The 18,966-nt window shown below is 36.9% G+C and carries 12 protein-coding genes, 1 tRNA gene and 1 pseudogene; 5 read left to right on the top strand and 9 right to left on the bottom strand.

The window, feature by feature from the left end:
- Nucleotides 1–55: 55 nt before the first annotated feature.
- Nucleotides 56–1,144, bottom strand: coding sequence for a quinone-dependent dihydroorotate dehydrogenase (locus tag V4P57_RS01525; protein ID WP_455466450.1), 1,089 nt, complete (start codon nucleotides 1,142–1,144; stop codon nucleotides 56–58).
- 608 nt (nucleotides 1,145–1,752) lie between these two features.
- Here V4P57_RS01525 and mscL point away from each other — a divergent pair.
- A complete protein-coding gene (mscL, locus tag V4P57_RS01520) occupies nucleotides 1,753–2,166 on the top strand; it encodes a large conductance mechanosensitive channel protein MscL (protein WP_455466449.1) in 414 nt (137 codons plus the stop codon).
- 14 nt (nucleotides 2,167–2,180) lie between these two features.
- On the opposite strand, the gene V4P57_RS01515 is transcribed toward mscL, so the two are convergent.
- From V4P57_RS01515 to V4P57_RS01505, 3 genes are all read right to left on the bottom strand, one after another.
- The gene (locus V4P57_RS01515) at nucleotides 2,181–3,494 is read right to left on the bottom strand and encodes an ATP-binding protein (protein ID WP_455466448.1); all 1,314 of its coding nucleotides are present in this window, start codon (nucleotides 3,492–3,494) and stop codon (nucleotides 2,181–2,183) included.
- Between the two features lie 417 nt (nucleotides 3,495–3,911).
- The gene (locus tag V4P57_RS01510) at nucleotides 3,912–4,118 is read right to left on the bottom strand and encodes a hypothetical protein (RefSeq protein WP_455466447.1); all 207 of its coding nucleotides are present in this window, start codon (nucleotides 4,116–4,118) and stop codon (nucleotides 3,912–3,914) included.
- A 479-nt stretch (nucleotides 4,119–4,597) separates the two neighbouring features.
- Nucleotides 4,598–7,150, bottom strand: coding sequence for a DNA translocase FtsK (locus tag V4P57_RS01505; RefSeq protein ID WP_455466446.1), 2,553 nt, complete (start codon nucleotides 7,148–7,150; stop codon nucleotides 4,598–4,600).
- Between the two features lie 449 nt (nucleotides 7,151–7,599).
- Here V4P57_RS01505 and V4P57_RS01500 point away from each other — a divergent pair, with 449 nt between their 5' ends.
- The 3 genes from V4P57_RS01500 to rpoH all read left to right on the top strand — a co-directional run bounded on the left by V4P57_RS01500 (nucleotide 7,600) and on the right by rpoH (nucleotide 11,095).
- Nucleotides 7,600–9,030 carry an aldehyde dehydrogenase family protein gene (locus V4P57_RS01500; protein ID WP_455466445.1) on the top strand — a complete coding sequence of 477 codons (1,431 nt, stop codon included), beginning with the start codon at nucleotides 7,600–7,602 and terminating at the stop codon, nucleotides 9,028–9,030.
- A 28-nt stretch (nucleotides 9,031–9,058) separates the two neighbouring features.
- Nucleotides 9,059–10,057, top strand: a complete 999-nt coding sequence (locus tag V4P57_RS01495) for an RluA family pseudouridine synthase (RefSeq protein ID WP_455466444.1) — start codon at nucleotides 9,059–9,061, stop codon at nucleotides 10,055–10,057.
- 153 nt (nucleotides 10,058–10,210) lie between these two features.
- Nucleotides 10,211–11,095: an RNA polymerase sigma factor RpoH gene (gene rpoH, locus V4P57_RS01490; RefSeq protein ID WP_455466443.1), complete on the top strand. Its 885-nt coding sequence runs from the start codon at nucleotides 10,211–10,213 to the stop codon at nucleotides 11,093–11,095.
- Between the two features lie 157 nt (nucleotides 11,096–11,252).
- Here the strand turns inward: rpoH and V4P57_RS01485 are convergent, their stop codons facing one another.
- The 3 genes from V4P57_RS01485 to V4P57_RS01475 all read right to left on the bottom strand — a co-directional run bounded on the left by V4P57_RS01485 (nucleotide 11,253) and on the right by V4P57_RS01475 (nucleotide 15,771).
- Nucleotides 11,253–12,680: a hypothetical protein gene (locus tag V4P57_RS01485; RefSeq protein WP_455466941.1), complete on the bottom strand. Its 1,428-nt coding sequence runs from the start codon at nucleotides 12,678–12,680 to the stop codon at nucleotides 11,253–11,255.
- Nucleotides 12,681–12,923: 243 nt separating this feature from the next.
- On the bottom strand, nucleotides 12,924–14,213 hold the full coding sequence (locus V4P57_RS01480) for an adenylosuccinate synthase (RefSeq protein ID WP_455466442.1): 1,290 nt from the start codon (nucleotides 14,211–14,213) through the stop codon (nucleotides 12,924–12,926).
- A gap of 394 nt (nucleotides 14,214–14,607) precedes the next feature.
- Nucleotides 14,608–15,771 carry a phosphoserine transaminase gene (locus V4P57_RS01475; protein ID WP_455466441.1) on the bottom strand — a complete coding sequence of 388 codons (1,164 nt, stop codon included), beginning with the start codon at nucleotides 15,769–15,771 and terminating at the stop codon, nucleotides 14,608–14,610.
- Nucleotides 15,772–16,170: 399 nt separating this feature from the next.
- Here V4P57_RS01475 and V4P57_RS01470 point away from each other — a divergent pair.
- Nucleotides 16,171–16,246, top strand: a tRNA-Phe gene (locus V4P57_RS01470).
- Nucleotides 16,247–16,406: 160 nt separating this feature from the next.
- Here V4P57_RS01470 and V4P57_RS01465 read toward each other — a convergent pair.
- Nucleotides 16,407–16,546, bottom strand: a pseudogene (locus V4P57_RS01465) (helix-turn-helix transcriptional regulator).
- 2,098 nt (nucleotides 16,547–18,644) lie between these two features.
- Nucleotides 18,645–18,800: a hypothetical protein gene (locus V4P57_RS01460; RefSeq protein ID WP_455466439.1), complete on the bottom strand. Its 156-nt coding sequence runs from the start codon at nucleotides 18,798–18,800 to the stop codon at nucleotides 18,645–18,647.
- Nucleotides 18,801–18,966 lie beyond the last annotated feature (166 nt).

Raw genomic sequence — 18,966 nt, 5'->3', positions numbered from 1 at the left:
AGTTTGCAAGCCCATTTAAAAAAATCTCGCATCTTTTATCAAAAAAAAGAGTTTTTTACAAAGGAAGAGCACGCTTTGCCCAATGCTCAACACTATGATCACGATAAGCTTTTATATTATCAGCCCCATCTTTCTGTATATACTGCAAAATCTCTTTTAGAATCGTTATAGCAAGATCAGGCCCTTCATAAACCATCCCACTGTATAATTGGATCAAATCTGCACCAGCTTTAACTTTTTCCAAAGCCGTTTGCGCATCCCTTACACCACCAACGCCGATGATTGCGATCTCCTTACCTAATTTTTGACGCATTTTTGCAAGTACAATAGTAGAACGTTCAAAGAGTGGACGCCCAGAAAGTCCCCCCTCCTCACTGCTTAGTGGACTATTTTTAATTCCTTGACGCGAAAGAGTGGTATTGGAAATAATAAGACCATCAAAATCAGAAAGCTTCATTTCTTCAGCGATACCATCCAATTCTTTTTCTGATAAATCGGGTGCAATTTTTAAAAAAATGGGCACCAGAAATCCGTGTTTTTCCTTTCGTTCATTGCGCACTTGCGAAATCGCATTCATCAAAAAATGCAAACTGTCACGAGCCTGTAAAGCGCGTAGGCCTGGCGTGTTAGGCGAGGAAATATTGATCGTGAAATAATTAGCAACATCATAAAAATGGGCAATACCAGCAGTATAATCACTAATCTTATCAACCGTATCTTTATTAGCACCAATATTAATTCCTACAATACCCGTCTTTTTATGCATGTGAAGTCTATCGTAAACAATTTTATGCCCATCATTATTAAAACCCATTCTATTAATAATCGCTTCATCTTCTCTTAAGCGAAAAAGTCGTGGCTTATGGTTTCCTGCTTGGGGCTTTGGCGTAACTGTACCAATTTCAGTAAAACCAAATCCTAAGCGAAAAACAGCATCAACAACCTCTGCATTCTTATCAAAACCTGCAGCAAGACCAATAAAATTTTCAAATTCAAGACCTGCAACAGTCACACACAAACGCTTATCGACAACCTTTTGATAACTGTTCAATCCACTTTTTAACCCAACAATGGCTAAACGATGTGCATATTCTGGATCCAACATAAATAAAGCAGAACGACCAATACAACGAAAGAAACTCATCAATCCTTCTCCAAAATAAAACTGATCCGCAGCACCTCACGTAAATCTTTTAACATAAAAGATTACCAATAAAGACAGCATATCATCTCAATAAAAACGCTCACTCTACTACAAGAAAGTTTATAATATAACTACAAGAAAGTTTATAATATTTTCGCCATTCACGTTTATGTTTATGTGCACTGAGCAGAAAAAGAATCTTTCTCACCCTTTCGCAATTGTTCAAACATTAAAAATTGAAATCATCTGTAAAAAAGAAAAACAAAGATCCTGTAAAATAGATTTATTTCTCAATATGGTGTCATAAAAAAATTTTGTAACGCTTTTATAAATTAAGAACGATTTCTTACTTTTAGTAAGAAAAGGAGATAGAGCCTTTTTGCTAGAAGCTTTCCATCACTTTGAACTCCATGGAGATACTCTTATTTTTAAAGTCAAACAGAACCATGCGTTAAATCTTCTAACATGCCATAATACTCTTTGGAAAAAATTTTAATCTTTGTAATATAGTATAATGCGTACCAAGAAAATAAAAACCGCTCTTTCCTTTTTCATCAAAAGCGGTAGTTAAAACCGTCGTATATCTTTTATGTAAAGGGGAAGACGCAATGCTTAAAGAATTCAAAGAATTTGCCCTAAAAGGGAATATGATTGACCTTGCTATCGGTGTAATTATAGGAGGTGCTTTTGGTAGCTTAGTCAATTCAATTGTCAATGATATTTTTATGCCAGTCATTGGACTTATTACAGGTGGGATCGATTTCTCTAACATGTTTATTCAGCTAGCCGGTGAAAAACAAGCTACATTAAGTGCTGCTAAAGCAGCGGGAGCAACTGTTAGCTACGGAAACTTTATAACTTTACTTATTAATTTTCTCATTATTTCTTGGGTCCTTTTCCTCTTTGTTAAAGGCATGAATAAAGTACGCAGAAAACAAGAAGAAGATGAAAGTTCAAAAAAAATGTCTCTAGAAGAACAGCTTCTATCAGAAATTAGAGATCTTTTGGCCAAGAAAAAATAATTTTATTCGTAACTCTACTCATGGAACACAGGGAAAAACATCTCCACGGTTGTTCCATGATTGGGTTTTGAAAATAACAAGAATTGACCACCACTTTCTTCTACCATTGCCTTGCACATTGGGAGTCCTAAACCAGTTCCAACAAAAGCGCTGTCACCAGATCGTCCATCTTTGCGCGCTACCTGACCATAAGGTTGCAATGCCTGCACGATCTCTTCATCACTCATTCCTATACCGTTATCACTCACTGAAATCTTCACGCGTTCTTTTTTTCCATAAGAAACGTGAACAATAATTTGCCCACCCGAGGGTGTAAAACGAATGGCATTGGAAAGAAGATTCCATATAATTTGCCGAAATGTCTGTTGTGATACACCAATAAATGGCACATGAACTGGAGCAGCAATACGCATTATAATGCCACTATGATTAGCCTGCGTTTCAAGAAAAGCCATACTAGCACGCAAACAAGCTATCACATCAAACGCTTTGGCTATAAGAGGCGTTTTGATCTGGTTATTTAAACCAGAATAATTTGCTTTTGAGCATTCCAGCAACTGATTAACCAGTGATAATATATGTTTTCCAGATGAGATAATATCACGTAAATACCCACGATAACGCTCATTGTCTATCGCACCAAAGCGACCATCCTTCATAATTTCTGCAAAACCGATGAGAGCATTCAAAGGTGTTCGTATTTCATGAACAATTCCAACCATTTTATTCTCTTCTGCTTTTGTATCTACTGGCAGAATTACTCCTGTCATATTATGCACTATAACAGCATAATTGTCTTGCCGTGCCAAAGGCATAATCGTTATAGAAACCGTTATATTTTTATGACTTTTCGTCACCAACTCAACTGTCTCACTACGATTAAAAAACTGATCTTTTCCTTTCACATGGATTAATTTAAAATACTTTTCAATCAAATATCGACTTTGCAAAGTAAATAATGATGGTAATGGCTGTGCCAATAATTCATTGATTTCATAGCCAGTTAATGCCAGAGCAGTACTACTGACCGCTTGAATAAAACCCTGTCCATCCAACCAAAAAATGCCATCAGTTGCTGTATCCAATAATGATAAAATGACTGCTGGTTCTTTTATAAGAATTTGTTTTATAGCATTTTCCGGCAAAGTCTGTGCACTTTGTAACATCTTTATTGTTTCTTTACCAAAATGCTCGCAATCTAGAGATGAATGCAATTCTCCGCGCAATCGTTGTGCAATTTCATGAAAAGCTGAAAGCTCTATCTCCGAAAGACTTGATATTTTTGCATCCGGATTTTCATCTTTTTTCTCTTGTTCTTTTTCTTGCATCTTCAAAACACCAAAGCCATGAAATATCCCTCAAGCTGCTGTTTTTCATCAAAAATTGGCACAGCAGATAATTGAACATCAAGCCACTCTGGATAATCATCAATAGGCTACTGAACGGCCCATTTGCTCCAAGGTAAAGCTACTTAATATTTGATACCGTTCATCATTAAATATACTGGCAAGTTCAACAAAATTAGATCTTAAAGTAGAAGATCATATAGGTCCAACAATTTCAGATAATTCTTGTGAAATATCCAAAAATCAACCACTTTTATCCATTTTCCAAGTAAACCGTTGTGGCAAAAATCCTGGCATAGAATGAAAAAATCCCTTTTTATTCTTCAACTGATCTGCTTTTAATGACATGCACAAAATCAAAAAACCGACTGACTTTATTTCTAAGTGAATAGCATCAACCTATGTAAACACACCTGCTATGTAAAATGGTTTGACTGATATATCATTATCAACTGTCTGTAGCAGAATTTTGACCGTTTCACCAATAAAAGAAAAATGAGAAGAAGCCTCCAATACTGTTGCATGTTCATCAATTATTGCAACGAATATCGTTGCACCATCCAAGCCAGCGATAAAAGAAATATCTTCTTCCCTAGAGGCTTGCAAAAAACGCTTTGCTTACACCAATAACATTAATAGCAACGACAAAAAATTTAGCCGTATGCTTTAAACCATTCAATGCAATAGGGCTTGCATATTGCACACTAGTATCTTGTACTGCTCTACTTGCTCAAAAAAACTGTTCTTGAACCATAGCCGCTACAGAAGAAGAACAAAAAATACGCCGCATTACCATTTGACAAAGGAATATTTCTACAATCAGAGAAAAGAACGAAGGCCATCTGTCCTCGCATGAGAGTTTATTTAATTTCTTCACATTTCAGATAATCTAAAAATGTCAAAGATATCTCTAAGCCTTCTTTGTATCACCCTATGCTACGCACCAGTAGCCTTAATACAAAATACCGCTTCTGTTTTGTCATTCCTCTTTAAACCTTTTTTAATATTTCATAATAAAAAACAAGAACAGGATAGCTCCCACTCTCATAATACAAATCAAGTATTAACCTTTAAAATAACAACCGTCATATATCTCTAAAATCGTCTTGATTATTATTGTACTCATTGAGCAAAATTTCACGTTTCCCAACATGATTAGCTGCTCCAACAATGCCTTTTTCTTCCATGCGCTCAACAAGAGAAGCTGCTTTATTATAACCGATCGCAAGCCGGCGCTGAATATAAGATGTCGAACATTTTCTATCACGCATGACAATCTTTACAGCTCGCATATAAAGTTCTTCACCATCCTCATCAAAATTTTCTGCCGTAGAAATTCCAGAAACTATATCAGCAGACTCCGCATCTTTATTATCATCTTCACTATCGGTTACTGTTGATAAATAATCAGGTTTTCCTTGTACTTTAAGATGTGCAACCACGGATTCAACCTCTTCGTCAGAAACAAAAGGCCCATGAATGCGTACAATGCGCCCACCCCCAGCCATATGAAGCATATCTCCCTGACCTAAAAGTGTTTCAGCTCCTTGCTCTCCCAAAATTGTACGACTATCTATTTTCGATGTTACCTGAAAAGAAATACGAGTAGGAAAATTCGCTTTAATCGTACCAGTGATCACATCAACAGAAGGACGCTGGGTAGCCATAATAAGATGAATACCTGCTGCACGCGCCATTTGCGCTAAACGTTGAATGGCGTTCTCAATTTCTTTACCAGCGACCATCATGAGATCGGCCATTTCATCAACAATCACAACAATATAGGGAAGCTGTGTTAAATCCATCGCTTCTTCATGATAAAGCATTTCTCCACTTTCCTTATCAAAACCCGATTGTACAGTACACATGATTGTTTCGCCTTTTTGTGCTGCGAGCGCAACTCGTGCATTAAAACCATCAATATTACGTACACCTAACTTAGCCATTTTGCGATAACGCTCTTCCATTTCACGAACTGCCCATTTTAAAGCTGTTACAGCTTTCTTTGGATCAGTCACTACAGGCGTTAAAAGATGTGGAATGCCATCATAAACAGAGAGTTCTAACATTTTAGGGTCAACCATGATCAAACGGCACTGTTTTGGGGTCATTCGATAAAGAATCGATAAAATCATTGTATTAATCGCAACGGATTTGCCCGATCCTGTTGTTCCTGCAACTAATAAATGAGGCATTTTCGCTAATTCTGCAATTACAGGTTCACCGTTAATCCCCTTCCCCAAAGCAAGAGCTAATTTAAACTGGCTTTCACGAAAAGAGTTTGATTGGATTAATTCCCGTAAATAAACGGTTTCACGAACCGCATTTGGCAACTCAATCCCTATAACATTACGTCCAGGAATCACAGCAACGCGTGTAGAAATAGCAGACATAGAACGAGCAATATCATCAGAGAGATTAATGACACGCGATGATTTTACTCCAGCTGCAGGTTCAAATTCATACATTGTTACCACTGGTCCTGGATGAACATGGATAATTTCACCCTTAATGCCAAAATCTTCCAAAACACTTTCCAAAAGTCCAGCACCGCGCTCTAGTGTTGCCTGCGAAATCATCGTGTCTTCATGAAAAACGGGTTCTTGTAATAAATTGATCGGAGGAAATTCATAAGTGCCATAGTCAAGAGATTGAATGTTTGACGTAAAAACAGAATCATAACTGCCTAATGGCGTGCTAGTGGATCCCAATACTTTACTTTTTGGTTTCATTGCAGAAAATTCTTCTGAATTCTTTGCAATACCTCCTGTTGTACAACCAGAAATATTGTTGGTATTTTGTTTTTTTACAGGAGCATCAATATTGCTTAATTCATCAGCAGAATCTTCAACAGCTAGTTCAGAACAACACTTTTGATTCCCTTTAACAGTACTATTCTTTGCATACATTAAATCAGAAATTTGCTCAATTCCCCGAATTCCTTCCGCTGGAGTTTCTGTTGTAATTGAATTGTAAAACTGTGGAAAGCGATATTCAAGAACACGATAAAGAGCAATAATTGACTCATCAAAGGCAGAATCCGTATCGGATGTAAGCACATTACTCGTGCAGTCAACTGATGTTAAAGCTCCGCCTGAAATTTTAGTATCAGCCTGTTCTAACATAAAGGATTCACACTCAAAAAATGCATCATCAGAAAGATGAAGAACAGGCTTCATTTTTTGCACTACATTTTCTACTTGTAATTTATGCTCCTCTGTATCCTCCTCAGGCAGTGCACCAACAGCTTGGCGTGATAACTGCTTCAAAACCGTTGAATGACAAACTGACGCTTTATTCTCTATCGACTGAGGATTAATAATTCTTTTTGTTGATGAAAAATTTGTTGTTTTCTTATTACTTTGTGTAACATTTATAGGATTTTTTTGTTCTTTCTTCGTAAAAATTTTAAATTGTTTCGCAAAAATGGGATCTGTTTCTATGCGACGACGCAAAATCTCAACTTCTGGTGTTCGCGTAAAACGCACATTCTGTCCGAGCATGAATGCCTTTTTCCATACTTCCGGATAAGGAAATATCTCAGCAATCTTAGTAGATAATTTCCCTTCTGATACACTTTGTACACTCTCATCAGAAAAAGAAGACGTAGAAATCGATTTTTTTTTCGAATTATGCATGATACCCAACAAGCTTATAATAATAAGAACGATTGCCCCTTCAAAAAGGATACGTAGAAACTTATAGTACGAAGGTTAATAACCTTTTGCTGACCGTCACTTTTTTAAACAAAAATAATACCATCATTCCCTTCAACGAGACTTTCTTGACAAACACTGGATAAATTGCAAAATTCATGATGTCATAGAGCTATAATCCTTTTGTTTTGAAGAAAACTTTACGATAAAAAATTGCCAATTATTCTCTTTCCCGCCTATTTCATAAAAAACCATGAGCACAATAATACAAACGTTAGTATAATAAGTGCTCTTTCAAATTTCTGTGCCTTGTTGTCATAAAACAAATCAATTCCTTTCTTTTATAAAATTATCCTTGTTATTCTTGTTTAAAAAGGTTCAAATAGGAAAAAATTAAATAACACGAAAATAGAAAAAATAGAGAGCGAATCATGTTTAATAAGAGGAAATTTTATATCAATGGTCTATGGGATGACCCAAGCACTCCCCACGATCTACATGTCATTGATCCATCAACAGAAGAGGCTTGTGCTGTCATTAGCCTTGGCAGCAGAAAAGATACCGACAAAGCAATTAACGCTGCTAAAGTAGCTTTTCAAAGTTGGAAAACAACCTTGCCTAGTGAGCGTGTTGGATTCGTTGAAAAAATTCTAGAGATTTATGAAAAACGCTCAGGTGATATGGCAAAAACCATTTCAATGGAAATGGGAGCACCGATTGATATGGCGCTCAATGCGCAGACAGCAACCGGCAGTTCCCATATTCGCAACTTTATTAAAGCTTACAAAGAATTTTCATTTCAAGACGTTTTAATAGAAGGAAATGAGCAGGCGATTCTTCATTATGACCCTATCGGCGTTGTAGGATTAATTACCCCATGGAATTGGCCCATGAATCAAGTAACTCTTAAAGTTATCCCTGCTCTCTTAGCTGGCTGTACTATGGTGTTAAAACCCTCTGAAATTGCTCCTCTTTCTGCTATGCTCTTTGCTGAAATTTTGGATGAGGCCGCACTCCCTGCTGGCGTTTTTAATTTAATCAACGGTGATGGTGCCAACGTTGGCTCGTACCTGTCTGCTCATCCAGATCTGGAGATGATCAGCTTTACCGGATCAACCAGAGCAGGAAAAGATATTTCTAAAAATGCTAGCAGCACTTTAAAACGGGTCTGTTTGGAACTTGGAGGTAAAGGAGCTAACATCATCTTTGCCGATGCTGATACAGACGCTATTCAACGTGGTGTACGACACTGCTTTTATAACAGTGGTCAGAGCTGTAATGCACCAACACGTATGCTTGTAGAACAAGCACTCTATGACAAAGCTATTCAAACAGCCAAAGATATTGCTGAACAAACAAAAGTAGGATCGAGCCATCAAGCAGGAAATCATATTGGCCCCGTAGTTTCAAAACAACAATACAATAAAATTCAAGATCTTATTCAATCTGGAATTGATGAAGGTGCAACTCTTGTCGCAGGTGGAACCGGTTTACCGATAGGATTGGAGCGCGGTTATTATGTACGCCCAACAGTCTTCGCCGATGTGAAACCTCATATGCGTATTTTTCGAGAAGAAATCTTTGGTCCAGTTCTTTCGATTCTTCCCTTTAAAACAGAAGATGAAGCCGTAGCTTTAGCCAATGACACAGAATATGGTCTTACAAATTATATACAATCACAAGATCGTGATAAATGTCGCCGTATCGCTGCGCAAATACGATCTGGTATGGTAGAAGTGAACGGACATGGATTACCCAGTGGTAGTTACTTTGGAGGTGTAAAATTTTCTGGACGTGCTCGTGAAGGTGGTCACTGGGGAATTAAAGAATTTCTTGATACCAAAGCAATTTCGTATTGGTAAAAGGATATTACAGCTTAATAGGAATTGTATGATAACACAGCGAATAACGGATGAAAATGCTCTTGGGCAACGACTCGATCAGTGGCTTGCTAAACAACATCACGATACGCTGTCACGTTCACGCTTGCAAACTCTCATTCGTGAAGGTTATCTTAAAGTTGATGGTCAATTAATAAAGGAGCCAAAAACAAAATTAAGACCCCATCAAATTATCGAATTAACAATGCCTATTCTTCGTGACGCAGAACCGGGAGGTGAGGCCATTGCATTGGACATTCTCTTTGAAGATGATCATGTTATTGTCATCAATAAACCGGCTGGTCTTGTTGTTCATCCCGGAAATGGTAATTGGACCGGAACATTGGTTAATGCCCTTATCTATCACTGTGGTAATAGTTTATCTGGTATCGGTGGTGTTAAGCGCCCCGGCATTGTCCATCGTCTCGATAAAAACACAAGTGGAGTCATGGTTGTTGCCAAAAATGACTTTGCTCATAAAAGCCTCAGTATCCAATTTTCTAACCACGGACGTACCAATGCATTAGATCGGCGCTATCATGCCTTGATTTGGGGATCTCCCAGTCGTAATGTTTGGACGATTGATGCATCCCTTGGCCGTTCTCCTCATAACCGAACAAAACAAACTGTCATCCATAATCAAAATCCGCATGCGCGCCATGCTGTTACACATTTTTCTCTCCTTGAAAAATATGGAACTCATGCAGATACAACTTCCTTGGCTAGTCTTCTGGAATGTCGTTTGGAAACTGGGCGCACACATCAAATTCGTGTTCATATGGCTCATATTGGACACCCTCTCATAGGTGATAGTGTTTATGGAAATGCTTTTAAAACAAAATCAAATACGCTTAGTCCCGTAATTAAAAATGCAATCGATCAATTTAACCGACAAGCACTCCATGCAGTTAGCCTTACTTTTGAACACCCTGCTACAGGCCAAATTATGTCTTTTTCTTCACCACTTCCTCAAGATATGGCTGAACTTATTAAGCATTTTAAAAAATAAGTTGAAACTTTTAACCTTTTCAGGATTTCACAATAAAATATCTCTTTTTGAACAAAATTGAAGATTATGCTAGTATAAAGTTAGAAAGATATTTATAATATCTGGAAATAGAATTTGCCTCATCAGGGAATTCATACAAAAGGAGGGTGCTCTATGGCCCATGTGAATCTGCTATCAGTAACGACAGGTGACGGAGGATTAAATCGTTACCTAGAGGAGGTACGTCGTTTTCCAATGCTTGAGCCAAAAGAAGAATATATGTTGGCTCAACGTTATCGTAAACATAATGATCTAAAAGCTGCACATAAATTGGTAACCAGTCACTTGCGTCTCGTAGCCAAAATTGCAATGGGCTATCGGGGTTATGGATTGCCTATTGGGGAGGTTATTTCAGAAGGCAATATTGGACTTATGCAAGCAGTTAAGCGTTTTGAGCCAGAACGTGGTTTTCGTCTTGCAACCTATGCAATATGGTGGATTAAAGCATCAATCCAAGAATATGTATTGCGATCTTGGAGCTTGGTGAAAATAGGAACAACTGCTAATCAAAAGCGCCTATTTTTCAATCTTCGTAAATTAAAAAGTAGGCTTCAAGCGCTTGACAGTGGTGATCTTAATGCGGAACACGTAAAAGAAATTGCAACAAAGTTGAATGTCACAGAAGATGAGGTTATTCTAATGAATCGCCGACTTGGTGGTGACACTTCACTCAATGCACCTCTTCGCACAAAAGAAGGTGAAAGCGGTGAATGGCAGGATTGGTTGATAGATGACTCCAACAATCAGGAACAGATTTTGATTGAACAAAGTGAATTGGAAAATCGTCGTTCTATGCTCATAAATGCTATGGATAATCTAAATGAACGTGAAAAGCGTATATTCAAAGCACGTCGTTTAAGCGATAAGCCTTTGACATTAGAAGAACTCTCAAGTGAATTTAGTATCAGTCGGGAACGTGTAAGACAAATCGAAATGCGTGCATTTGAAAAAGTACAAAATTATATCAGGGCATCTGTTTTATCCCAAAGTCAAGTGTAGAACCCTCGAAATTGAGTATAATCCTAATTGCTTGTGCCTTCTTAAAGGGGAGCAAGAGTGGTATGTGTTTGCTCTATATTTTTAACTTGAGATACACAGCCCTTTTGATTGAAGGAGGTCTCAGTGTAGTTTTTTTGTCTTCCAATACATTGGTACTTTATTTTTTCTGACCAAGAACTGTTCGCTTATCTGATTGCGTAAGCCATTGTCCAACAACTTCATTAAAAATAGATTTGCCTGTTGGCCCTTTTGCAAAGGTTAATTCGTTTATACGTCCATTTTTATCAATTAACACTAAACGCACCCAATCCAATTCCCGCATCAATTGTAAATTCCGGTCAAGAAATGGTTGGTTGCCGTTCAAAGCAACAAGAAAGAGATTATCGTTAATCTTTGCTGCGATAGTTCTTGTTAAAGCTTGTCCAATGGATTGTTCACTTGCTTTAAAAGTGAATGCTTGAACACTGCTTATAGCTTGACCTGAAAATTTATCAGAAGGAATGAAAACAAGATCCATAACATATGCGGCAGGAAAAGACACATCGGTATTACGACGTAAAATCAACCGTAATGATAACCCTTCATCTGGAATTGTTATATCACCTTGTATAGCCGATTCTTCTACAGCCCCCTTTACACGAGACTCCTTTATAAGTGTCCAGTGAGCACTCCCCGTTGCCACTTTTTCTGCATCATAATTTGTACGCGCTTGATAAAAAACAGCTTCACCTAGTTGTTCAAACGATTGTAAATTGCTAGCAACAACTGTTGAATTTCCTTTTTTGCTAGAAGAATCTGCCGTTTGATCTAAACCAACATCAACTTCTCTCCCATCCTCTAGTAAGCGTTTCGTTAATTTTCGGTTAACCGAAAGTGCCTTTGGTAAAGCATGAGAAACTTGAAGATTTCCCCCTAGCAACTGATGATCATCTAATACAAACATACGACCACCAACGAAGCAAATACCAATAGTTAAGATGACAAAACTAGCAACAACAGCAGCACCTATCACAATACGTCTTTGCATCGACGACCGGTTAGCGCGACGCAAAGCCTGAGAAAAAATATGCGAAACAATGTGAGGATTATCTCCTTTCGAAGAAGAAGCTAAAGGAGAAGTTTTTAATATATTGTCGTCAATATGCTGAGAAACTAAATAAGCTTCCATATTGACAGGCTCTGCATCTGGAATAACTGATACACAAGGCTTATCAAGTACTTTGTCTTCCTTTGAACTTGTAACAGGACCATGCCCTTCTTCTGTTTCTACCTCTGAAAGGGTATTATCTCGCTGCAAGGTAGAATTTTGTGTGTGTTTGTTAGCTTTAACTATATTTGTAGGATTCCATCCAATAACTGAAGAAAATAAATTCTTTTCAATTGCTAAATATTCTTCTTCAACAGTTGCAATCGCACTGTGTAAAATTCTTCTTTGTCCATCTGCTACTGCTTGTGGTACTTTTGCTGTTATAAGCTGATGCTCTAATGTTTCGATAGCCCGCTTATAAATCCGTTTACGCACTTGCAGTGTAATATTACTTTGCGCATTGATTGCCCTTTTTAAGACTCCAACGAAATCTACCATATCCTCTATAATCTTTCTCACACTGAGAAAAGAAATCCCAGCCATAAGGTCAAAAATGCCTTTATTTTAGCCTTCTAAATCGATTGTCATTTGTATTGATACAACTATCGTAATAGTTTAAAATGAATATGAAAAATAAACAATGCTATTTTTCACCTTCCTCTCATTCGCTCTTAACTCTCTCTCTTCGTAGAAAAGCATCGAGAAAAACCAAAAATCTACACAGCAATTTAAAAATAATGATTAATTTGCAAAAGGATCAGTAATAAGGATAGTATCTTCACGCTCAGGGCTAGTGGATAATAAAGCAATCCGTGTACCAATCCGTTCTTCAATATAGCGTATATATTTAATAGCCTGCACCGGTAAATCCTCCCAGCTTGACGCATGTGCTGTCGCGTCCTTCCAACCTTCTAATGTCTTATAAATAGGCTTTACACGGGCTTGGGTACCCATGGAAGAGGGTAAATAATCAATTCTTTTACCATCAAGCTCATAACCAATACAGATTTTAATTTCCTCCAAACCATCTAAAACATCAAGTTTTGTTAGTGCTATCCCCTGAACACCACAAATCGTTACCATCTGACGTACTAAAACTGCATCAAACCAACCACATCGACGTTTTCGACCAGTTACGACGCCAAATTCACACCCACGCATTCCAAGAAATTCGCCAATGTCATTTATTTGCTCTGTCGGAAATGGTCCTTCTCCAACACGCGTTGTATAAGCTTTTGCAATACCTAAAACATAATGAATTGAGCTAGGTCCCATACCTGAACCAGTACATGCCTGCCCAGCAATTGTATTGGATGATGTCACATAAGGATAAGTCCCAAAATCATTATCTAATAAAGCACCTTGTGCACCTTCAAAAAGAACATGCTTTCCCATCCGATAGCTTTCATCTAAAAGGCGCCAAGTACAATCCATAAAGGGTAGAATTTCATCCGCTACTTGCATCAACTCATCATAAAGTACTTCGGAATCAATCTCTGCGACACCCATCCCACGACGTAAAGCATTATGATGTCTCAAAAGTCGTTCGATCTTAGCCATAAGCGTTTCAGCTTCCGCTAAATCCATCACGCGAATAGCACGACGTCCCACTTTATCTTCATAAGCTGGCCCAATACCACGCTTTGTCGTACCAATTTTTAAACCAGATAAACCGCTTTCGCGAATTGCATCAAGATCGCGATGCAAAGAGAGAATTAACGGAGCATTTTCAGCAATACGTAAAATTTCCGGTGTAATTTTCACACCTTGATCACGTAGCTTTTTTAATTCTGTTACAAAATGGTGGGGATCAACAACAACACCATTACCGATAATTGATAACTTCCCACGAACTAAACCAGATGGTAAAAGTGATAATTTATAATTAACCCCATCAACAACCAATGTGTGGCCTGCATTATGCCCTCCCTGATATCTTACCACAATATCTGCACGTTCAGACAACCAATCTACAATTTTACCTTTGCCTTCATCTCCCCATTGTGTACCGACAACTACTACATTGGCCATAACTTTCTCCGTCGTGTTTTGTCAAATAAAACCAGCATTCAAAACAAATGCCTCTTTATAACGAAACCTTAGAGCAAGTGCGACTCTTCATTTCAGCTTTTTCTAATCTTTATAATTAAATTTTCAAATTCATGATAATAAAAGCAAAAATATCAAGATATAAAATATATCTTCATTTTCAATCAGTCATTTCTGCCGCAAAAAGTAAAAAATTTAGAGCTTTTGATTATTGCTTTAGCCAACACCTGAAAAATCATTCATATTCCCTCGTGATCTTTTGTGATCTGTGCGGCATTTGAAGGTTGTTTGTCTGATACAAGAATACGAAAGACCATCATAATTCTCCGTATTCTTTTTTCTAAGAAAACGCGTTATAAGAATTGCCAACAGTTGCTTAAAGTTGGGCCTTTTCAACCTGAAATGCCCATTCAAGCCATTGTGTTAAAATTTCAAGATCGGAAGCCTCAATTGTTATACCTGTCCAAATCCGAAGTCCTGGAGGAGCATCTCGATACGAACTAATATCATAAGCAACCCCTTCCTCGTCAAGACGATTCTCTACTGCTTTTATAAAAGATATTTGCCTTTCAGTATTCAAAGAAGTAATAACCGGATCAACAATATCTAGGCAAACAGATGTATTAGAACGTACTTGAGGATCTTTTGCCAAATATTCTAACCACGGTGTTTTGCGAACAAAAGCATCAAGTACAGCAAAATTTTTCTCAACGCGCGCCATTAATGCCTGCAAACCACCCTGTAACTTTGCCCACTTCAACCCATCAAGAAAATCTTCAACACACAGCAGAGAGGGGGTATTAATTGTTACCCCTCTAAAAATATTTTCGATCAATTTTCCATCTTTTGTCAAACAGAAAATTTGTGGCATGGGCCAAGACGGCACATAACTCTCAAGCCGCTCAACAGCACGGGGACTTAAAATCAACATACCATGGGCAGCCTCTCCTCCAAGAACTTTTTGCCATGAAAAAGTAACAACATCTAATTTTGAAAAATTAAGGTTTTGCGCAAAAGCTGCTGATGTTGCATCACAAATTGTCAACCCTGCTCTCTTATCTGGAATGAAATCGGCATTAGGAATACGCACACCTGAAGTCGTTCCATTCCATGTAAAAACAACATCACGATCAAAATCAATTTGTGTTAAGTCTGGTAATTCACCATAAGGAGCTTCAAAAAGACGTACATCAGAAAGCTTTAATTGCTCAACAACATCTGCAATCCACCCCGATCCAAAACTTTCCCAAGCCGCCATATCAACGCCACGCTCACCTAATAAGGACCACAGAGACATCTCAACAGCACCAGTATCTGAAGCAGGCACAATTCCTATACGATAATCAGAAGGCACTTCAAGAATCTCACGAGTTAAATCAATAACCTCAGCCAGTCTTAATTCTGCTTCTCTAGATCGATGCGAACGCCCAACTAATGCACTTTTAAGAACTTCAATAGTCCAGCCAGGTCGTTTACTACAAGGACCTGAAGAAAAATTAGGATTATTTGGCCGACAACTCGGTTTTTGAAATATTATCATTATTTCTCCCCTTTTAGATGGCTTGCCTTTTTTTAAAGAAAGGCTAATCATTATAAAGGCTGTGCCAGCAACCTCAGACAAAGATCAAAAATGTTTTCCCTTTATTTCATAAGCTTAAAACACGCGGAAATCTTGTAAAAAACATTTCTCTTAAGTCATGCTTCTAGCTCGATTCTTTAAAGAGATTTCCCCGTGTCACCACCACGATAAGACAGTATCCCGATAGCGATACACTAATGTGTCATAATATACCTATCAAGTTTATTTTATAAAAAGGGTAATTATATTGCCAGAGTACGGAAACAAACTTATAAAAAATCAATTATTTTTCTTTTCATGACTGGACAGAGAAAAATTTAATGTTATAACCGCACACATTTCGCGTGTTTTATAAAACGTGCCCAGATAGCTCAGTTGGTAGAGCAGCGGACTGAAAATCCGCGTGTCCGTGGTTCGAATCCGCGTCTGGGCACCATTTTGTGTTTTAATATACTGGAATGTATAGATTTTTCTTTGGATAACTATTTGCAGATCACCTCTTAAACCACTTTCTACGGTTTATACAATTTTACCTAAATTGTTCTTATTTGCTCCTTATTTTTCTTTGGTGTGAATGCTAAGATCTCTTTTTTTCTTCACCTCACTGCTCCACCTAGCTTATAGGGTTGGGAAAATTCTCCTTGAAGCACCTAGTTGCGAATCGTTTTGTTGATACGCTAAAAAGCTGTGCATACCCACATGCCGTTACATATCTCTCTCCATCATCAAATATTATCTAATTACCTTTTTCTTTTTTATGTTACGTAAATGGGTGAGGGTGCTGAGAAAAAAGCGCCTCCATAGTGCTAAGCAACTTGTGTCAAGATCTATTTTATGTCTTGCTCTATTTCCGCTAAAAAATCTTCAATAGCTTTATTGATCTATTCAATTTGTTCATCATCAGGGTCAACTTGCTAAGTCTTGAGACAAAAATTTTCTTATTTACTTACCAATTGCGAATTATAACGCATAAAATCACACCATTCACGCCCTGTGCATGTCATCTGGAATTGCATTCGCGTGATCTATTCAGGTTTGATCTGATTATCGAGAAAAAAGCAAAGGTGAATAGTTGATTGCGAGCATTTGGCTTCAAGTAATTCGTCCTCACCAATGAGCCTAATCAAGGGTTGCATCAACCATTTCCATTGTGGAAATGAGACCTAAATCGTAGTATATAACTTTAGTGGTGCAAGATTTAGTAGATCCTTCCAAAAACATTGCTGAGCAGATGCCAAGATATGTGAACATAGCAACATCCATTAACCTTAATCTCTTGAGTAAAACTGATACCAGAACCAGAAAGACAAGCCTTTGAAGTATATCAGGCTATTCAAAATTTATTTGTGTTGAGAGTTTCTATTGATAATATCGCCAATGTCCTTGATGTACTGGAAGACATTCTAACAATACAAAAAATTATTAACGAAATACTCATGCTTATATCAAAGCTCTTAGCGCCATTTCATCGTGGTTTTTATTGCAAACCATAAAAAATACTATGAGTGATATAACAAAAATATATCAATCATTTTTGTACCCTCCTCTGCTAGTCTTGTAAAAAATTTGTCGCCATCTAGAATTTGCTCCCTATGAAACAGCTGAGAAAATATTTATAAGCGTCGGAAACACACATAACAAGGCTTTGGAAGGTAAACGCATCTCATTCACGAGAATAGAAAAGCTTTGATAAGCTGAAGCTGATATTCAATATCCCTGAACTTTCTTGAAATTCTTCTAAAGAACAGTATAATAGTGAAAAGTACTGATCATTTTGGATGAGATATGCCCTCAAATCGGTAAAGAGACATCGTACAAAGCAATTGAGTAGTTTGAATACCAATATTAGCTGTTAGAATTGCCCTGTACAGCTAAGTATGAGGCAAGTAACCTCACTAATAAATTAAGGATTAAAGCATCTGTTCTTAATAAAACGTAAACAATAAATGTAAAAAATTTGCTGCTATGGCTATCAATTACGTACTGTAAAAATTTGGAGTAGCTGAATATTTTTATAACCTTTATGAACATCTAGAAAATTGTAGAGAATATGAGGAACAAGACGGTAGAAAATACCGCAATATACCTGATGGCATGGACTTTGAGACAAAAGCGTAAGTAAAAATGTAGATTTATAACATAATCGTAACTTTAAATTATTACCAATGATGAACCACTTATGAATGAGATTAATAAAGGAATAAAAAATATCGGAAGCTATAAAATATGTTTAAAAAATTGGAATTTTAAAAATATACAGCATAGAATTTTTTGGTTTTCAGTTTTTATAAATAGAGAGAAACATTTAATTCATTCAAACTATTTTAATATTTTCAACTATGGTGTTTAGAGTAATAATCGCTTTTCTAGAGGCTTTTTAAAATCCTTGACTTTTTTCAGAATTACATCATAACCTAAAACGTCAATACAAAATAGATTTATGTGTTACAATATATTGTTTGCGCAAATATTTGTATAATTTTCTGTACCTGATTATTATGGCGCTTTTTTATTAATTTTTCCAAATTTTTTCAACTAAATGTAGAAAATATTTTTTGGAAATGACTTTTGACTGTTCTTGTTCACTATTATCTTTAAAAGATACGGCTTAACAAACAATCTCCTGAGTCTTTCAAGTTAAATATTTGTTGTATATTCTTGATTATTTGTAAATGAATTCAAACTGGATCTTATTCTTTAAAGATTCTTCGCTTGTTCTAAATGTGAAATACATGAAAATAGATTATTATCATGCGCTTACCATAGACCATACTGTTACCACAATTTAAGCCAAAACTTCATGTTGTTTAAGCCTAACTTTCTCAATCGTAAAACTAGATTAACGCTGTAATCACCGCATAATAGTTTAAGACACATAATAAGGCTAAATGTGCAACGCCAAGATGATTTGCAAATTCTGTTATTGTTAATCCTAATTCATAAAGCAATTCATCTTTTAAAATAGTGCCAAGGTTAAAAGGATTATGCATCACAATAATACCTAAAAAAAATCAATGGTAACTTTGGTAACTAACAGGCTCAAATATTTGTTCAAAAAATGAAAGGTAACACGCCTAATTTATATTAATATGAATCAGTCTATAGCCTTTAGAATCAACGAATAAGCTCATATAAACGATACGATTTAATTGTTAC

This window comes from Bartonella sp. B39 (genome assembly GCF_053795145.1).
This window is presented reverse-complemented; position numbering and strand designations above follow the sequence as displayed.

Coding starts and splice junctions, on each gene's coding strand:
- V4P57_RS01525 (WP_455466450.1), bottom strand. CDS start 1,144: ATGAGTTTCTTTCGTTGTATTGGTCGTTCTGCTTTATTTATGTTGGAT.
- mscL (WP_455466449.1), top strand. CDS start 1,753: ATGCTTAAAGAATTCAAAGAATTTGCCCTAAAAGGGAATATGATTGAC.
- V4P57_RS01515 (WP_455466448.1), bottom strand. CDS start 3,494: ATGCAAGAAAAAGAACAAGAGAAAAAAGATGAAAATCCGGATGCAAAA.
- V4P57_RS01505 (WP_455466446.1), bottom strand. CDS start 7,150: ATGCATAATTCGAAAAAAAAATCGATTTCTACGTCTTCTTTTTCTGAT.
- V4P57_RS01500 (WP_455466445.1), top strand. CDS start 7,600: ATGTTTAATAAGAGGAAATTTTATATCAATGGTCTATGGGATGACCCA.
- V4P57_RS01495 (WP_455466444.1), top strand. CDS start 9,059: ATGATAACACAGCGAATAACGGATGAAAATGCTCTTGGGCAACGACTC.
- rpoH (WP_455466443.1), top strand. CDS start 10,211: ATGGCCCATGTGAATCTGCTATCAGTAACGACAGGTGACGGAGGATTA.
- V4P57_RS01485 (WP_455466941.1), bottom strand. CDS start 12,680: ATGGTAGATTTCGTTGGAGTCTTAAAAAGGGCAATCAATGCGCAAAGT.
- V4P57_RS01480 (WP_455466442.1), bottom strand. CDS start 14,213: ATGGCCAATGTAGTAGTTGTCGGTACACAATGGGGAGATGAAGGCAAA.
- V4P57_RS01475 (WP_455466441.1), bottom strand. CDS start 15,771: ATGATAATATTTCAAAAACCGAGTTGTCGGCCAAATAATCCTAATTTT.
- V4P57_RS01460 (WP_455466439.1), bottom strand. CDS start 18,800: ATGCATAATCCTTTTAACCTTGGCACTATTTTAAAAGATGAATTGCTT.